The organism is Kitasatospora sp. NPDC042419, assembly GCF_056437345.1.
This window is the reverse complement of sequence record NZ_JBWKAW010000030.1, coordinates 64,747-80,960: the sequence shown is the minus strand read 5'-3', so window position 1 is coordinate 80,960 and position 16,214 is coordinate 64,747. Positions and strand designations below refer to the sequence as shown.

Annotated in this window: 13 protein-coding genes and 1 tRNA gene; 2 read left to right on the top strand and 12 right to left on the bottom strand. The window is 75.0% G+C overall.

Annotated features, from left to right (window positions below; genetic code table 11):
• Positions 1–83: 83 nt before the first annotated feature.
• The 8 genes from AC067J_RS36210 to AC067J_RS36175 all read right to left on the bottom strand — a co-directional run bounded on the left by AC067J_RS36210 (position 84) and on the right by AC067J_RS36175 (position 11,397).
• Positions 84–1,019: an ABC transporter ATP-binding protein gene (locus AC067J_RS36210; protein WP_478306615.1), complete on the bottom strand. Its 936-nt coding sequence runs from the start codon at positions 1,017–1,019 to the stop codon at positions 84–86.
• Positions 1,020–1,084: 65 nt separating this feature from the next.
• The gene (locus AC067J_RS36205) at positions 1,085–3,934 is read right to left on the bottom strand and encodes a hypothetical protein (RefSeq protein ID WP_478306613.1); all 2,850 of its coding nucleotides are present in this window, start codon (positions 3,932–3,934) and stop codon (positions 1,085–1,087) included.
• A gap of 190 nt (positions 3,935–4,124) precedes the next feature.
• Positions 4,125–7,487 carry an FtsX-like permease family protein gene (locus tag AC067J_RS36200; RefSeq protein WP_478306612.1) on the bottom strand — a complete coding sequence of 1,121 codons (3,363 nt, stop codon included), beginning with the start codon at positions 7,485–7,487 and terminating at the stop codon, positions 4,125–4,127.
• Positions 7,488–7,866: 379 nt separating this feature from the next.
• Positions 7,867–8,262 carry a hypothetical protein gene (locus tag AC067J_RS36195; RefSeq protein ID WP_478306610.1) on the bottom strand — a complete coding sequence of 132 codons (396 nt, stop codon included), beginning with the start codon at positions 8,260–8,262 and terminating at the stop codon, positions 7,867–7,869.
• Positions 8,263–8,579: 317 nt separating this feature from the next.
• The gene (locus AC067J_RS36190) at positions 8,580–8,900 is read right to left on the bottom strand and encodes a hypothetical protein (RefSeq protein ID WP_478306608.1); all 321 of its coding nucleotides are present in this window, start codon (positions 8,898–8,900) and stop codon (positions 8,580–8,582) included.
• 352 nt (positions 8,901–9,252) lie between these two features.
• Positions 9,253–9,627 carry a hypothetical protein gene (locus AC067J_RS36185; RefSeq protein ID WP_478306606.1) on the bottom strand — a complete coding sequence of 125 codons (375 nt, stop codon included), beginning with the start codon at positions 9,625–9,627 and terminating at the stop codon, positions 9,253–9,255.
• Positions 9,628–9,754: 127 nt separating this feature from the next.
• On the bottom strand, positions 9,755–10,774 hold the full coding sequence (locus AC067J_RS36180; RefSeq protein WP_478306604.1) for an endonuclease/exonuclease/phosphatase family protein: 1,020 nt from the start codon (positions 10,772–10,774) through the stop codon (positions 9,755–9,757).
• On the bottom strand, positions 10,771–11,397 hold the full coding sequence (locus AC067J_RS36175) for a M15 family metallopeptidase (RefSeq protein WP_478306602.1): 627 nt from the start codon (positions 11,395–11,397) through the stop codon (positions 10,771–10,773). The genes AC067J_RS36180 and AC067J_RS36175 overlap by 4 nt, the downstream gene beginning before the upstream one ends.
• Positions 11,398–11,566: 169 nt before the next feature.
• On the opposite strand from AC067J_RS36175, the gene AC067J_RS36170 reads away from it, so the two are divergent.
• Together AC067J_RS36170 and AC067J_RS36165 are read left to right on the top strand one after the other, a co-directional pair.
• A complete protein-coding gene (locus AC067J_RS36170) occupies positions 11,567–12,253 on the top strand; it encodes a response regulator transcription factor (RefSeq protein WP_478306600.1) in 687 nt (228 codons plus the stop codon).
• Entirely contained in the window at positions 12,250–13,377 is a 1,128-nt protein-coding gene (locus tag AC067J_RS36165) for a sensor histidine kinase (RefSeq protein WP_478306598.1), read from the top strand. The genes AC067J_RS36170 and AC067J_RS36165 overlap by 4 nt, the downstream gene beginning before the upstream one ends.
• Positions 13,378–13,497: 120 nt before the next feature.
• On the opposite strand, the gene AC067J_RS36160 is transcribed toward AC067J_RS36165, so the two are convergent.
• The 4 genes from AC067J_RS36160 to AC067J_RS36145 form a co-directional block, all read right to left on the bottom strand.
• Positions 13,498–13,581 (bottom strand) — tRNA-Leu (locus AC067J_RS36160).
• A gap of 70 nt (positions 13,582–13,651) precedes the next feature.
• Positions 13,652–14,977, bottom strand: a complete 1,326-nt coding sequence (locus tag AC067J_RS36155; protein ID WP_478306596.1) for an alpha/beta hydrolase — start codon at positions 14,975–14,977, stop codon at positions 13,652–13,654.
• A gap of 122 nt (positions 14,978–15,099) precedes the next feature.
• Positions 15,100–15,237 carry a DUF397 domain-containing protein gene (locus AC067J_RS36150; RefSeq protein ID WP_478306594.1) on the bottom strand — a complete coding sequence of 46 codons (138 nt, stop codon included), beginning with the start codon at positions 15,235–15,237 and terminating at the stop codon, positions 15,100–15,102.
• Positions 15,194–16,150 carry a helix-turn-helix domain-containing protein gene (locus tag AC067J_RS36145; protein ID WP_478306592.1) on the bottom strand — a complete coding sequence of 319 codons (957 nt, stop codon included), beginning with the start codon at positions 16,148–16,150 and terminating at the stop codon, positions 15,194–15,196. Before AC067J_RS36145 ends, AC067J_RS36150 begins: the two co-directional genes overlap by 44 nt.
• Between the last annotated feature and the right edge of the window lie 64 nt (positions 16,151–16,214).

The window sequence follows — 16,214 nt, the reverse complement described above, 5'->3', positions numbered from 1 at the left end:
CCGCACCCGGACGACTACGGGGACGCCGTGTCGCCGCCCGGCTCCGGCGGGTGACCGCGGACGGCCGGGCATCGGCCCCACGCTCACTTCCCAGCCTCGGCCTCCGCCACACCCGCACCCGCACCCGCACCCGCACCCGCACCCGCCGGACGGTCGTGGTCGGGCCACACGGTGATGTGATCGCGCTCCAGGACCAGCCGCACCCGGTCCGCCAGCCCCAGCGACTCGGTGAACTCGCGCGGCAGTTGGAGCCGGCCGACCCGGTCCAGCACGGTGTACTCCTGGGCGGTGAGCGCGCCCTCCGCACCGGTGGCGACCGTGTGGCGCAGCACCTCGGTGGAGGTGCGCCCGTCGCGGATCCGCACCGTGCGGCTGACCTGGTCGGCCACCAGGGCGTCGTGCGTGACGATCAGCACGGTGGTGCCCAGCTCGCTGTTGGCGGTGCGCAGGGCCCCGAAGATCTCCTCCGAGGTGGCGGTGTCCAGCTCTCCGGTGGGCTCGTCGGCGAGCAGCAGCCGCGGCTCGTTGGCCAGTGCGATGGCGATCGCCACCCGCTGCTGCTCACCGCCGGAGAGCCCGGCCGGGGTGCGGTCGGCGGCCCGGGCGATACCCATCAGGTCGAGCAGTTCCATCGCCCGGGCGGCGCGCCGGCCGCGCGGCACGCCGACGTAGCCCATCGGCAGCTGCACGTTCTCGCGGGCCGTCAGGTAGGGCAGCAGGTTGCGCGCGGTCTGCTGCTGGATCACCCCGACGGTCCGGCGCCGGTAGGCGGTCCGCTCGCGCCGCTTGAGCGTGCCCAGGTCGGTGCCGGCCACCTCGGCGGTACCGGCGCTGGGGGCATCCTGGCCGGCCAGGATGCCGAGCAGGGTGGACTTGCCGGAGCCGGACGCACCGACCAGGGCCGTCATCTCGCCCTCCCGCACGGTCAGGTCGAGCCCCTGGAGGGCCTGGACCTCGACCCCGTCACGGGCGCGGGTGCCGGTGCGGAAGATCCGCACCAGGCTCTCGCACACCACCATGGGCCGGTCGGCCCCGGACGCGGATCGGTCGGTCCCGGACGCGGGCCCGCCGGTCGGCCGGACGGTCACAATGCCTCCCCCAGTCGTAGCACGGCGCCGAGTCCGCGGCGGCGGCTGATCGCCGCCTCCAGGACGGCGGCCGCCGTCATCAGCGCCACCAGTGCGACGCCGAGCGCCGCGGTGGTCGTCCAGTCGATGTGCGTGGCGGGCTCGAACGGCCCGCCGGTGACCGCCCCCAGCCGCAGGCCGGAGCCGAGCGCGACGGGCAGCAGCAGGCCGAGCGCGGTGCCGCCGACCGCCGCCGCCAGCAGCAGCGGCACCAGTTGGAGCAGTTGCAGGCCGAGCACCGCCCGGCTGCCGATCCCCAGGGTGCGCAGGTAGGACGTCGTACGGGCGCGTTCGGTGGCGCTGAGCAGCAGGTCCAGGGCGAACGTGCCGAGTGCGAGCAGCAGGCCGAGCACGGTGGTGACCTGGAAGGCGACCCGGGCCGTACGCGCCAGCCCGTCCGTGCGGAGCGCTTCGAGCTCGCCGCTCCGGGACCGGAACTCGACCTGCTGCCCGAACTTCCCGGTCGGAGCGAGCTGCGCGACGGCGGCGGTGCGCACCTCGGCGGGGTCCGGATCCGGTCCGCCGGCGGGCGGGTAGAGCAGGAGGGCGGAGGGGTGGTTGGCCTGGGCGGGCAGGCGCAGCGCGGACGGGCCGGTGAACACCAGCAGCGCCCCGGAGCCCGGCCCGTCACCGAGCACCGGCCCGTCGCCGAGCACCGGCCCGAGCACCGGGTCGCGCAGCGCCTCCTCGGGCAGGCCGCCGACCACGTGGACCAGGGCGCGGCCGGTGCCGAGCGCGGACAGCTCGAAGGTGCCGTCGGGGAACCGGGCGGCGAGCGCCGGGTCCGCCAGGGCGGTGAGCACGGGCACGTCGCCGTCGGCGCCGCTCCGCCCGACCGGAGCGTCGGCGCCGTCGGCGGCCAGCAGGGCGCGGGCCACCGGGGAGGACGAGTCGGCGGCGCCCAGGGCGGCGGCGTCCAGCCCGACGAACCGGGCGCCGGGGAAGGCGGTGCCGTCGTCCTGCGCGACGAGTTCCCCGCGCGCGCCGGTGACGGTGACCTGCCGCCCCGCGACGGGGACCGGCGGCAGGTCGCCGGCGAGCCGGTCCGTCGGCCCGACCAGGGCCACGGACGCCCCGCCGGTGCGCCAGTCGGCGAGCTGCGCCTGGCCGTCCGCGAGGGTGCGCGGTATCAGTCCCCCGTAGACGCCGTAGCCCAGGGCCAGCACCAGGACCAGCAGGGAGAGCGCGGCCGCGCCGCTCTGCGCCCCGGCCCTGGCGAGCGCCACCAGCGGGACCAGGCCGCGCGAGCGCCGCGCCGAACGGGCCGCCCGGCGCACCAGCGGGGGCAGCAGGCGGAGCAGGACCCCGACCGTGACCAGCGCCAGGAGGACCGGCGCGGCGGCGAGTTGGGGGTCGATGCCGGTGCCCGCGTAGGCGCCGCGGGCCCGCAGTGCGGCCAGCCCGCCGACGGCCGCCAGCAGCACCAGGGCCTCCAGGACGATCCGGCGCGAGCGCGGCACGGGCCGGCTCCGCCCGGACGACACCAGCAGCACGGCGGCCGGCGCGCACCAGACCAGCAGGGCGGCGACCAGGACGGGCACCGGCGAGCCCAGCTCGGCGCCCCGCGGCGCGAGCGTGCGGCCGAGCGCCCAGCCCACCGCGGCCCCGGCGCCGACCGCCACCGCGGCCTCCGCCAGCAGCCGTCCCGCGATCCCGAGCAGCTCGGCGCCGCGGGAGAGTTGGAGCGCGAAGGCGCCGGCCCGGCGGCGGGTGCCGAGCCGGGCGGCGGCGACCGCGGTGGCCACCACCATGGCGAGCAGCCCGGCGAGCGCGAAGCTCTGCAGTTGCTCGGTGCGCTGACGCTGGGCGGCGAAGCCGTCCAGCTCCGGGCCGAGCCGCTCGGCGACGTTGACCGAGGGCACGATCTGACCTGCCAGCATGCAGGAGTCCCCGACGCCGAACCCGCACAGCTTCTCCGGCCCGGCGACGCGCAGCTCCCGCAGGACGGACTGCAGGGCGGCGAGCCCGCCCGGTGTGGCGGCGGGCCCGGAGCGGTCGGTGGCCACCGGCAGCTCCCAGTCCACACCGACCGCGAGGCCCTGCGCCGCGATCATCTCGATCCCGCCGGAGCTGGTCAGCATCTGGCCGTGGAGTTCCTGGCCGGAGTTGGTCGACACGATCCACGGGGCGACCAGCATCGGGGACCGCTGCCAGAGCCGGGACGCGCCGCGGTCGGTCCGGAAGATCCCGACCAGGACCACCGGGGCGGACACACCGCGGTTGGACACCGTGAATCGCTGATTGAGCGTCAGTTCCAGTCTGGCGCGGGTCGCTTCGGACACCGCCACCTCGATCGGGCCCGCCTCGGCGGACGGGAGGCGGAGGTCGGCCTCGGGCTGCCGGGGTTCGCGGCCCTGGAGGTACTCGACCGTCCCGCCCCGGCTGTCGGGCTGCGCGTGGACGAGGCCGAACACCGGATCCTTGCCGAACGGCATCGGTACCCCGGGGCCGCTCGCACGCACGCCCCGGGTGGTGACGCGGGCCTGCGGCCTGCCGAGCACGGCGGCCAGTCGCGGACCGGCCGCCGTGCGCACCCGCTCGCCGAGCCCGTCCAGCTCCCGGTCGAGCGAGCCGGCGCTCGACGGCGCCAGCCCGTCCAGGGGAACGGTGGTGGTCTCGGCGGAGACCAGTGGCGCGTACCGCTGGGCGCGCTCCACCCGGTCGGCGAGCGTACCGGCCGCCAGCCGGTCGAACTGCGGCGGCCAGGCCAGCGGGATCGCCGTGAGCAGCACGGTGAGCAGCGCGAGCACGGCCGAGACCGGCCAGGCGATCCGCGCCTCGCGCCGGATCAGGCGCAGTGTCAGCATGTGGGGCTCCCCCCGTCGAAGCGTCCGTCCTCGCGCACTCCGCCGGGCCGGTCCGCGCGCCGTCGCCGGGCACCCGAACACCGGTCATCCGAAAGCCGGTTGCCCGTGCGCCGGTCATCCGTACGCCGGCCGCCCGGTCGCCCGCCGTCCGGTCGCTCTCCGTCCGGGCGCCGCCCGCCCGCCACCGGGCTCATCCGTCCTCCCCCGCGCGCAGGGCCCGGACCAGGTCGACCCGGGCCAGCAGCCGGGTGAGCACCAGCACGGCGAGGGTCAGCAGCAGACCCCCGGCCAGTGCCGTCAGCACGGCGGCGGGCCGGCCCGGGTCGACGACCAGGGCCGGGAAGACCGGGCCCGCGTAGTCGTCCAGCACGGTGAGCGCCAGCAGCAGGGCCGCGAGCAGCAGGCCCAGCAGCCCTCCGAACAGCACCGGCAGCACCGTCACCGCCACCTGTTCGGCGCGTAGCAGCGCCGTCAGCTCGGCACGCCGCACCCCCAGCGCGCGGAGCAGCGCGAACTCCCGCTGACGGGAGCGGACCGAGCTCACCGCGTGCAGGGCCAGCACGGTCACCGCGAAGAGCGGTGCGGTGAGCAGGACCAGCAGCCAGGCGCAGCGCAGTCCGCCCCGGAACGGGTCGTCCGCCAGACCCGCGGCGACCCTCAGGGCGCTCTGCGGCCGGCCGAACTCGCCGCGGCCGTCGACGGCGGCCCAGGTGGCCGCCGGGTCCGTACTCGCCAGCCACCAGTGGGCGGCGACCGGCGGGGCGGCCCCGGCGAGCGTGCGGTTGGCGGCGAGCGTGCGCACGTCCAGCAGCAGGTGGCCCTGGCCGCGTCCGTAGCCGGGCAGCACGTCGACCTCCCCGGTGATCACGACATTCTGGGTGCTCCGCCCGTCCCGCTCCCAGTTCAGCGGAACGGTGTCGCCGACCCTGGCGTTCACCGCGTCGAGCAGCGCGCGGTCGGCGATCGCGGGCAGCGCGGGCGGCGTCGGCACCAGGGAGCCCCCCGGCAGGGTGCGCAGTGCGGGCGCGCCGTCCGTCACGGGCTGCACCGCGAGGACGGCGTCCGCGCCCAGCGGGTCGAGGGGGTTCTCCGGCTCGTGGGAGCGCATCACGGTGTGCAGCAGCTCGGACCCCCCGCTCTCCCAGCTGCAGGCCTCGGCCTGATGGGGGCTCTCCTCCGAGCGGCCGTGCTCGGTGCCGGGGCAGTCGAGCGCGGACGGGGCGGCGAGGACCTTGCCGGAGCGGGCCCACCCCTGTCCCGGCGGGAGCGCGAGGTCGGTCCGCTCGCCGGCGGCGCCGACGGCCGTGATCCTCGGCAGGCGCAGGTCGAGGGTGGAGCGCAGGACCGCGGTGCCGGGAAAGTGCACACCGAGCCGGCTGAGCGTCAGCGGACCGGCCCGCCGCCCGCCGCCGGCCAGCGGGAAGGCCAGGGTGTGCGGGCGGCCGTCGGCCGTCAGCGGGACGGTGAGCTGCTCGGTCAGCCCGTCGGCGTCCTGGATCCAGAGCTTCAGGAGCAGGCCGGGTGCCGGGACGGGCAGGTCGGTGCCCGCCTGGACGGTCGCCTCCAGCGCCGTCGGCTCGCCGGGCAGTACGAGCCCTTGGGCGGGTACGGCGGTCAGCGGGGCCAGCAGTTCCGCGACCGGGCGGTCGGCCTGGTCCGCCCGGAGGCGCGGAAGCCCCGCCGCGGAGGCCGCTGTGGTGTCGACGGCGACCGTCTGCACCACGGTGGTGCCCACGAAGGCCGTGTGCTCGGCCACCGGGGTGAGCCCCGTGACACCCGGCAGCGCGGCCAGTACGGCGTGCCGCTGCCCGGGCTCGCCGGACACCCCGGAAAGCCGCAGGTCGGCGCCGACCGTGTAGGCGGCCCGGTCCCGGTCACTGGTCGGCAGCGCGCCCAGCACCCCCGCGGCCAGGCTGCTGCACGCCACCGCCAGCAGCGTCACCAGCACCGGCACGGACTGGCGGCCGGTGTCGCGGCTCAGCCGCCAGGCGCCCAGCGGCAGGACCAGCCCGCGGGCCCGGCCGGCCGCCCGCTCCAGCAGCCGCCCCACCACCGGCAGCACCCGCAGCAGCAGGACGGCACCGGCCACCGCCATGGCCACCGGGGCCAGCACCAGCGTCGGGTCGACCCAGGAGTCGAACCCGGCATCGGCGCCCTTCACCACCACCCCCTCGTAGTGGCGGAGCTGGTAGAAGCCGAAGGCCGCCAGGGCGAGCAGCGCCAGGTCCGCGCCGGCCCGTTGCAGGCCCAGCCGGCGCGGGCTGCGTGCCCGCAGCGCCCGCTGCGCGCCCGGGTCCGCCGCCTGCCGGGCGAGCGGCAGCAGCAGCGCCGCGCCGTGCACCAGGAGCGCGAAGATCGCGGCCCACCAGACCGTCCCGCTGTCGCCCGCGGTCAGACCGGGCACCCCGAGGGCGCGCAGCACGACGGCGAGCAGCGGCTCGGCCAGCAGCAGCCCGCCGGCCGCCGCCGGTACCGCGACGAGCGACCACTCGCCGGCCGCCGCCGCGAGCAGCCGCGCCGCGCCGGCCCCCCGGGCGTTCCGGAGTGCCTGCTCGCCGGCGACCGCGTCGGCGAGTCTGCGGGCGGTCAGGGCGAGGACCACCGCGGCGAGCAGGGCGAGCAGGGCGAGCGGTACGGCGGTCTCGGACCTGGCCGTCAGGACCGGCACCACCTGGCCGTCGACGGCGGCGGGCAGTCCGCTGCGCACGGCGGTGTCGGCCAGGGCCGGTTCGGCGCCGCGGTAGACCGAGCGGGCGGTGTCGGAGCGGGCGAAGGCGGCCACCCGGTCGCGCAGCGCGGCGAGTTCGGCGAGGCTCGACCGCCCGGTGTCGGGCAGGGCCAGCCAGACGGCGAGCATGCGGCCGTCGAACCCGGGCAGCGCGGCCAGCCGGGCGCCGTCGACCGGTACGAGGGTCTGGCTCGCGGCGTCGGCGCCGCCGAGGCCGGTCCAGAACGCGGCGGCGTCCGGGTCCTGCCGGTAGACGCCGGTCACGGTGAGGGTGAGCGGTTCGCCGGTGCCGGGCGTGCGGACGACCGTGGTGCCGCCGGTGTCCAGGCCGAGCCGGTCGGCGGCGGTCTCGGGGAGGGCGACGCGCAGCCCGTCGCCGACGGCCGGAGCGGCCCCGGGCGCGTCCGGCCAGTTGCCGCTGCGCAGGCGGGCGAAGCGGCCGGGGTCCGGCAGCACCACCGGGAGGACGGGGAGCGCGGTCTCGGTGGCCCAGCGGCGCCCGGCGGGCGGCAGTGGAACGTCGACGGTGCCGAGGCCGCGCTGTGCGGTCTCGGTGCGGAACGGGGTACCGCCCATCGTACGGACCAGCGCCGAGTGCACCGCGCGGTCGGCCCCGGGCAGGCCCGGCGCCGACCAGCGCGCGGTCACCTCGACCGAGCGGCCGGCGTCGGCGGCCATCCGCTGGCGCACCCCGGCGGTGGCGGCCGACTGGGCCAGCCCGGCCACCGCGGACAGCACCGCCGTCGCCACCAGGATGCTCACGGCGACGGCCGCCAGCACCAGACCGTGCCGGCTGAGCCGACGCCACACCCCCGCCAGTGCCATCCCCTGCTCCCCTCGGCGCCCTCCTCGACGGAGGGCCGTACGCCACGAGTCCAACTGCCGGACAGGGATGGGGTTCTGTCGCGACAACCCCGCTGTGGTCTGTACCAATCCGATCCCGGGGGCCCATCTTGCACGACGACCCGCCGACTCGACCCGACCGGTTTCCGATTGACCGCCTTTCTGCCTGAAGGGGCAACCGGGCCGCCCTCCCCGGGCACCCCGGAAGGTGGGCGACGGGCCCCCGGACGCGCCCTCCGCCGCCTACCCGGAGGTCCGCTTCGCCAAGTAGGCCGCCCCGCCGACGAATCCGCCCGCCCCCGGGCAGTCGGTCGGGGGGCGGGCGGCCAACGGCTCAACCGGCTCAACCGGCTCAACCGGCTCAACCGGCCAGGGTGGCGTCCAGCCAGGGGGTGATCACGGCCATCGCCTCGCCGAAGCGCGAGATGGCGCAGTGGCTGGTGTCCGGGATCAGTTCGACCGGGGTGTCCCGGCGGCCCTCGAACACCAGGGTGTCGTCCAGGGGAACGTGGACGTCCTCGGTGCCGTTGACCACCAGCATCGGCCCGTTGGCGTCCCGGTCCAGCAGCGGGCGCAGGTCGAAGGCCGCGAAGGCCTCCTCGCGCTCGGCCGCGCTCGGCATCGCCTCGAAGCCCAGGGCGTTGCCGACGATGCCGTCCATGCCGAAGGCGAAGCCGCGGCCCGGGGCGAAGGACCGCTCCACCGGGCCGCCGAGCACCACGGCGGCGTCCACCGCACCGGTCAGTCGCTCCCCCATCCAGACCCGCGCCCTGCTCGGCCACCGCCCGATCGAGCCGGACCTGCCGGAACGCCTGACGGACATCGTGCTGGACGGCCTGAGGGGGAAGGGCTAGGACCGGGAGGGCTCACCGGGTCGGCACCGGCAGGCCCTGAGCCGACCGGATACCGCGGGACGTCCCGACGAGACCCGCCTCGCCCCCCGGTGCGCGGGAGGCTGCACCCTCCTGCCCGACCCCGACGACGGGGACTTCGTAGTCCGGGCCGCCGCCGACCGCCCGACCCGGCCGGGGACGCCGTTCACCCGCCGGCTCCGGCGGTGGGCCCGGTGGCGGGTCAGCAGTGGGTGCGCGCCTGCTTGATCCCCGGTTCGGCACGGTGGATGTCGAAGGTGACGGAGAACGTCTGCCGGGCGGTGGCAAGTGCGTCGGCGAGCGGCTGGTGCTTCGCGTCCTCCAGAGCGGCCACCCGGGCCAGCTCCGCCGCCGCGCCCAACCGGCCCAGCGCGACGTCCCAGGAGTGGTCCGACGAACCACTGGCCGGCTGGTCCGGCATCGGATCGGGCAGCTTCCGCACCAGCGTGCAGGCCAACTCGCCGTCACTGCCGACCAGCCGGCCGGCGGACCCGGCCGAGCTGCAGGCAGCGAGGACCAACATCCCTGCGAGCAATGGAACAAGACGTCTCATCATGTGCGGCTTCCTTCCCCCGGCCGAACGGCCCCGACCACCTTAGGGGATGCACCTCGACCCCGGGCAAGGGTCGCGCCCCGAGCTCTCGACCCCTGACCTGCCCTGTCCCTCGGCCCGTTCCTCCGGGTCGGGACGTCCCGCCGCAGCCGACCGACCCAAGCCCCGGACCGGCCGGTGCGGCCCCGCGAACTCTCCCGGCCGGAGCACCGGCGAACGCGCCCCTCGGCTCCCGGCCGAGCGGCACGGACGCCGAGGTCCCTCCCGGAACCGCGGAGGCAGGCCCGTTCCCCGACCGACGGGGCGCGGCGCCGGACGAGCTCTAGCCCCGGAACGCCCCGCTCGGGCCGGACCGGCCGGTGCGGGCGGAGCGCAGCGAGCAGTGGTGGCAGTGCAGCACCGCGACCGACTCGGCCGAACGCAGCTCCGCGACGGCCTTGGCGCACCAGCCCGCGGAGAGGGCGGCGACACCGAGAACGGCCGCCGCGGCGTTCGGGCTTCCCTGGAGCAGGAGTTCGAGGCCCGTGACCGCCAGGACCGCCGCCGCCAGGAACCGCACGACGCCCCTGCCCCGGGCGACCGGTCGGCGGTCCTCCCGGAACTCGCTGGTGTCCGCCGACTCCTCACACCGCGGGCAGGTCGCTCCACGGGCACCGGCAAGGCCGGCCGGGGCGGCACCGGCGCTCACTGCAGTCATGCGGACACCATAGACGACCGGTCACACACGCACCCGGGTCCGTGCCGCGTCCGTCCGCACGGCAGATCGGCCGCCGCGATCGTGCCCCCGGGCCCCAGGGCCCGGAGAGGTCGACACCGGAGAGGGCTCAGGACACCCCGCGGGCCCGGATCCTCCCCGCCAGGGGAAGGTGGTCGCTGGCCGTGGCGGGCAGGGTCCAGGTGGCGGCCGACAGGTCGCGGGTCAGGACGTGGTCGATGCGGGCGAGCGGGAAGGCGGCGGGCCAGGTGAAGCCGAAGCCGCCGCGGGCGAGGGTCAGCCGCTCGGTGAGCGGGGCCAGGGCGTGGTCGTCGGTGGCGGCGTTGAGGTCTCCCAGCAGCACCACCCGGCGCAGGGGTTCCGCGTCCAACGCGGCGCCGAGCGCCGCGAGGTCGCGGTCACGGTGGGAGGTGGCGAAACCCGTGAGGGTCGGCCGGACGGACCCGAGGTGGGCCACGTAGACCGCCAACGGTCCGACCGGGGAGAGGACTTCGGCCCGCAGCGAGCGGTTCCACCCCGGATCGATGACCAGCCGCCCGGCCTCCGCCAGCGGGTACCGGCTCCACAGGCCGACGGTGCCGGAGCGGATGTGGTGGGGCAGTTCGGCGGCGAGCACGTCCTGGTACGCGGGCCACGCCGTCCCGGCCACCTCCTCCAGCGCGACCAGGTCCGGGTGGGCGGCCAGCAGGGCGCGGGCGGTGCCGGACGGGTCCCGGTTGTCGGCGTGCACGTTGTGGGTCACCACCGTCAGGCCGTCCCCGGCCTCCGGACCGCCCTGGACCGCCAACAGCAGCGGGCCGAACAACGCCGCCCAGACCGCCAACAGCACCCCGCCCGCGCAGGCCGCCACCGGGGCCCGGCGCACCGCCGCCCAGAGCAGCAGGCCCGCAGCCGGCACCGCGCTCCACGGCAGCACGCTCTCCCACAGGCTCCGCAGCCCGATGCCCGGGTCGGGCAGCTGCCGGTGCCCGGCAAGGGCGAGCGCGGCCGCCAGTCCGAGCCCGGCCGGGACCCGTCCCCGCCGCCAACCGGCCTTCGGCGGCGAGGCCTCGGGCCTGTCGGCCTCGGCGGCATCAACCTCCGCGGCGTCGACCGTCCCGGTGGACACCGGGACCGTGTCCGCCGTCATCCGGCCGCGTCCGGAAGCTGCGCCGGGCAGGTCCCGCCCGGGGTGGTGAGCAGCTCGTAGTGCCAGACCTCGTTGGCGTACACCTGGCACAGCCCGTACCGGGGGCCGTACTGGGCCATCCAGTACGCCGCGTCCGTCGGGCCGACGTCCACCGCCTTGCCCGCCACGTGCGTGGAGGCGTCCGGCGTGTTGACGAACCGGCGGGCCCGCTCCAGAGTCCCGTGCTCGACCACCGCGCGGTCCAGCAGCCCCTGTTGGTAGTCCCGGCTGCGCCAGCCGGAGGTGACGGTGATCTCGATGTGCTTGGCGCGGGCGTCGGTGGCGGCCCGCTGCAGGGCCGCCAGCAGCGCGCCGTCGAGCTTGCGGACGGCCGGGGCCCCGGGGTCGAAGGGGCTCAGCCCGGCCCCCTTGGGGACCGCCCCGTCCTCCACCCCCGGCGACTCGCCGCTGACCATCGCCGTGATCCCGCGCACGCCGGCCGCTCCCGAGCCGGCCACCCACACCCCCGCCGAGGCCAGCACCACGACCGCGACGACGCCTGCGGCCATCCGCCCGCGGCGACGCCGCCGGCCGACCGCCGGCCCTTCCGTGCGGTCCGCCGCCTCCTTGGGTTCCGCGTCCATCCCAGCCTCCCGGTGTCGTCGGTGCGTTGCCGGGAGCCATTCGAAGGGAGGCGATGTTGCGAGGGTGTTCGCGCGGGCCGATACGTTTTCGATAGGCCCAATGGGGTCCAATGGGGGACAAACGACCGCCGCCGGCGGCCGTGAGCAGGCACAGACGGGAGAACGGCGCGTGCGGGTCCTGGTGGTGGAGGACGAGATCTACCTCGCGGAGGCGGTCCAGGCCGGACTGCGGCTGGAGGCGATCGCCGCCGACGTGGTGGGCGACGGCGACGCCGCGCTCGAACGGCTCGCCGTCCACGCGTACGACGTCGTCGTCCTCGACCGGGACATCCCCGGCACCCACGGGGACGAGGTCTGCCGGACCATCGTCGAGCGCGGCCTCGGCTGCCGGGTCCTGATGCTCACCGCCGCCGCCCGCCTGGGCGACAAGGTCGACGGCTTCGAGCTCGGCGCCGACGACTACCTGACCAAGCCGTTCGACCTCCCCGAACTGGTCGTCCGGCTGCGCGCCCTGGCCCGCCGCCCGGTGCAGTCCGCCCCGCCGGTCCTGGAGCAGGCCGGCCTGCGGCTGGACGCGTTCCGCCGCGAGGTCTACCGCGACGGGCGGTACGTTCCGCTCTCCCGCAAGCAGTTCGCCGTGCTGGAGGTGCTGATGGCCGCCCGGGGCGGCGTCATCAGCGCCGAGGAGTTGCTGGAGCGGGCCTGGGACGAGAACGCCGACCCCTTCACCAACGCGGTCCGGATCACCATCTCCAGCCTGCGCAAACGCCTCGGCCACCCCTGGGTCATCCACACCGTCCCCGGCGTCGGCTACCGCTTCGGCGAGCCGGCCCCCGAAGAGGGGCGCACCCGGTGAACCCGCCCGCCGGCGGCAGGCCCCGGCCGCGGCGCCTGACGGCGCGGATGCGCCTCACCCTCAGCTACACGCTCTTCTCCCTGGCCGCCGGAGTGCTGTCGCTGGCCGTGATCTACGTCGCCATGAAGTACGTCCCCAACTACCCGCTGACCTCCTCCAACCCGCGCTACCGCTCGGACGCGCCGTCGCGCCAGGAGATCCTCAGCTCCCTCCTCCGGGCGGGCGGTTTCGCCCTGGCGCTGATGACGGCCGTCGGCCTCACCGGCGGCTGGTTCATCGCCGGACGCGTCCTGCAACCCCTCCAGGACCTCACCGGTGCCGCACGGCGGGCCGCCGACGGGGCGCTGGAACACCGGGTCGCCCTGCGCGGGCCCCGGGACGAGTTCACCGAGCTCTCCGACGCCTTCGACGACATGCTGGAACGCCTCCAGCAGTCCTTCGAGGCACAGCAGCGGTTCGCCGCCAACGCCTCCCACGAGCTGCGCACCCCGCTGGCCATCACCCGCACCATGCTCCAGGTCGCCGCCGCCGACCCGGCCGGCCAGGACTGGGACCGCCTGGTCACCCGCCTCCAGGACACCAACCAACGCGGCATCGAGATCAGCGAGGCCCTGCTCCAACTCGCCGCCCTCGACCAGACCCCGCCCGAGCTCACCCCGACCGACCTGGCCACCGCCACCCGGGAGGCCCTGGCCACCGTCCAGGACGAGGCCCGCACCCACGGCACCACCGTCACCGCCTCGCTCGACCCCGCACCCACCACCGGCAACCCGGTCCTCCTCCGCCAGGCCGCGCTCAACCTCCTCCACAACGCCCTCCGCCACAACCACCCCACCGGCGGCACCGTCACCGTCAGCACCGGCCCCCACCCCCGCCGCCCCGACCGCGTCCGACTCACCGTCACCAACACCGGCCCCCCGCTCACCCCCGGGACCGTCGCCACCCTCACCGAGCCCTTCCTCCGCGCCCGGGGCCGCACCGCCACCACCGACCCCACCCGCCGCGGCCACGGTCTCGGCCTCACCATCGTCGCCGCGATCACCACCGCCCACCACGGCGAACTGCACCTCTCCCCCGGCCCGGACGGCGGCCTCACGGTGACCCTCGACCTCCCGACAGGCTGAAGCCCGCCGGACCGGCAAAACGTGGATCGCCCCTCACGACACCGTGAGGGGCGATCCACGTCGTCTCCGGAAAACAGAACGGCCGGTCGGATCCGAAGATCCGACCGGCCGTTCTCTGTGTGCGCGAGGGGGGAGTTGAACCCCCACGCCCTTTCGGGCACTGGAACCTGAATCCAGCGCGTCTGCCTATTCCGCCACCCGCGCATCTGGGTGATGGGTAAACCATAGCCCATCCGTGGGGGTGCTTCGAACCAATTCCGCGGAGCAGGCCAGGTCAGCGCCCGACGTGCGCCACGATCCAGTCGATCAGGCGGCCGGAGATGTGGCTGTGCTCGGTGTTGTCGTCGTCGAACGCGACCTCGTCCAGGTGGCCGGCGGCGAGGTCCGCGTCGGTGATCGACAGTGTCGGGACGACGTCCCACTTCACCGGGTCGAAGTTCAGCGCCGCCGCACTCACGGACGGCACGAAAGCGCCGCTGCGGTAGTCGTCGGAGATCTTCGCCTTCAGCGCGTCCGCGACCCTGCCGAAGGAGTCCAGGGTGCCGCCGGGCGCCCCGTCCAGCGCCGGGACCTCGGTGGTCGTGCTGCGGCGGACCTCCAGGCCCAGGTGCATGCCGCCGATCTTCTGCTTCTCGCCCCGGTCGGCCTGGAACCGGGCCGTCGCGCTGGCGATCAGCGCCTGCCAGTCGAACGCCACCTCGCCCGCCGGCAGCGGGAGGCCGATCCCGTCACGCCGGCCGTTGGAGACACCGAGCTTGAGCGGGATGGACGGGTAGTCGCCGAAGCGCTTCAGGTCCTCCAGGAACTCCTTGCGCAGCGGGCTGGAGGTGGCCACCGGCCCGGAGTACTTGGAGTTCTCCACCCAGGCCCAGAGCAGCTGCTGGGCGGCGGGGCTGCGGATCAGGTCCGCCTGCTTGACCCCGTCGGGGCCGGGAGGGGTGACGGCCTCGAAGAAGTACGCCAGCTGCTGGAGGATCAGCGGGATCCAGGCACCGTTGTGCGGGGAGTCGTAGGAGATGTAGGTCTGCGTCTGGTGATCCATCTTCTGGGTCTCCAGCTTGGCGAGCGCGAAGCGGGTGATGATGCCGCCCATGCTCACCCCGCCGACCGTGAGCCGCTCCTCGCCGACGCGCTCCGCGATCACCCGGAGGATGCCGTCGATCGCGACCTCGGCATTGGCCTGGATGTGGGTGTGCCGCTCCTCGAAGCCGAGGAGGACCACGTCGATGCCCTGACCGAGCAGCTGGTCGAAGAAGCCCGGCTTGCCGTCGTACGGCGTGTTGAAGTAGGCGAACAGGCCGGGCAGGTCGCTCGGGCCGTAGTTGAAGCCGTCCGCGAAGACGAAGGGCCGGCGCAGGCCGATCTTCGGGTTGGCGTAGTAGACGGCCGCCTGGCCCCGCGCGACCTGGTCCTTGTAGGTGCCGCTCAAGTCCCAGACCACATCGGCCTGCCGCCCGCCGCCGCCCACGCGCTCCAGCGCACCGGCGAACCACACTTCGGAGGAGAGGGTGGCGGCGAGCTCCGCCACCTCCGCCGAACCGGGCTCCGCCTGGCCCTCCTTGAGTGCGAGGGCTACGTCGATCCTGGGTTCCTGTGCCATGGCTACCGCCTCAGTCCGGTCGAACGGAGATCATCCGTATGCGACTTGCGACTGTAGCGATCCGATCACCCAGCGCAACGGCGAACCGCCGGTGCCGATCGAAAGCAATCGGGAAGGACCGGTCAGGATCCGAAGTCGCCACGGTGGAGCGCGGAGAGGAAGGACTGCCAGGACGCGGCCGGGAAGCGGAGGACCGGCCCGGAGGGATCCTTGGAGTCACGCACCGGGACGACGCCGGGGGTAGGGGACGCGAGGGCCACCTCCACGCAGTCCCCGCCGTTGCTTCCGCTGTAGCTGCTCTTGCGCCAAGCGGTCGGAGCGATCTCGTTCCTCGTCATCCTTGAACCCTTCCAGCGCGTCAGCGATCAGCGCGAGCGAGTCCCTCACTGAGAGCGCCTCCCCACGGAGGCGATCATAGCTAGCCAGGTGGCCGGAGACGATTGCCGCAACGTCACACGGGTGCCCACGATCCAGGCTCTCCGAGTAGACCCAGTGCTGCCCGTCGGGCATCTCAAGAAAGACCATGGACTTGTCCACGACCGTCTGACACTGCACGAACGGCACCACCTGAATGACGATGTTCGGCCGGTCGGCAACAGCAATCAGGTGGGCCATCTGTCGCCTCATCACACCCGCACCGCCGACGACATTGCGGACCGCACTCTCATCCAGGAGCGCGATCAGCGACGGCGGCCCCTTCTCCATAAGGAACCGCTGCTGCCTGCCCAATCGTGCGGCTGTACGTTCCTCCACCAAATCGGGGCTTCCGGCGGCATCTCCAGTTGCGAACAGCGCGCGAGCGTACTCCCTGCACTGCAAGAGCCCGTGCATGAAGTTGTACTGGAGGACCCGAATGGCAACCGCCTCCGCCTCCATGTCCGCATGGTTCTGAAACCAGTCCGGGTGCTCGATCTCCGCGTTCCAGTCCACCCGGTCCCACAGGCGCTTCAGTAAGCCGCCCGTACTGAACAGCCGGTCCGCGTCCTCGACGGTCTCGGGCTGCATCCGGCGCTTGCCGCCTTCGCAGCGCGTCACCACCGTGCGGTCGCAGTGCAGGAGCTTCCCCAACTCCTCCTGCGTGTAGCCGGCCAGCTCCCGGTAGAACCGCAGCTCCTCGCCGAACATCACCGCCGAGCTCGCCGTCGGTCCGCGCTCGATCCTCCGGTGTGACATGACCGATCCCCTCACGTGCCGCACAGACGCCACACTGCAAATCGGTCGTCACCGTACCTGCGCG

Coding starts and splice junctions, on each gene's coding strand:
- AC067J_RS36210 (WP_478306615.1), bottom strand. CDS start 1,019: ATGGTGGTGTGCGAGAGCCTGGTGCGGATCTTCCGCACCGGCACCCGC.
- AC067J_RS36205 (WP_478306613.1), bottom strand. CDS start 3,934: ATGCTGACACTGCGCCTGATCCGGCGCGAGGCGCGGATCGCCTGGCCG.
- AC067J_RS36200 (WP_478306612.1), bottom strand. CDS start 7,487: ATGGCACTGGCGGGGGTGTGGCGTCGGCTCAGCCGGCACGGTCTGGTG.
- AC067J_RS36195 (WP_478306610.1), bottom strand. CDS start 8,262: ATGGGGGAGCGACTGACCGGTGCGGTGGACGCCGCCGTGGTGCTCGGC.
- AC067J_RS36190 (WP_478306608.1), bottom strand. CDS start 8,900: ATGTTGGTCCTCGCTGCCTGCAGCTCGGCCGGGTCCGCCGGCCGGCTG.
- AC067J_RS36185 (WP_478306606.1), bottom strand. CDS start 9,627: ATGACTGCAGTGAGCGCCGGTGCCGCCCCGGCCGGCCTTGCCGGTGCC.
- AC067J_RS36180 (WP_478306604.1), bottom strand. CDS start 10,774: ATGACGGCGGACACGGTCCCGGTGTCCACCGGGACGGTCGACGCCGCG.
- AC067J_RS36175 (WP_478306602.1), bottom strand. CDS start 11,397: ATGGACGCGGAACCCAAGGAGGCGGCGGACCGCACGGAAGGGCCGGCG.
- AC067J_RS36155 (WP_478306596.1), bottom strand. CDS start 14,977: ATGGCACAGGAACCCAGGATCGACGTAGCCCTCGCACTCAAGGAGGGC.
- AC067J_RS36145 (WP_478306592.1), bottom strand. CDS start 16,150: ATGTCACACCGGAGGATCGAGCGCGGACCGACGGCGAGCTCGGCGGTG.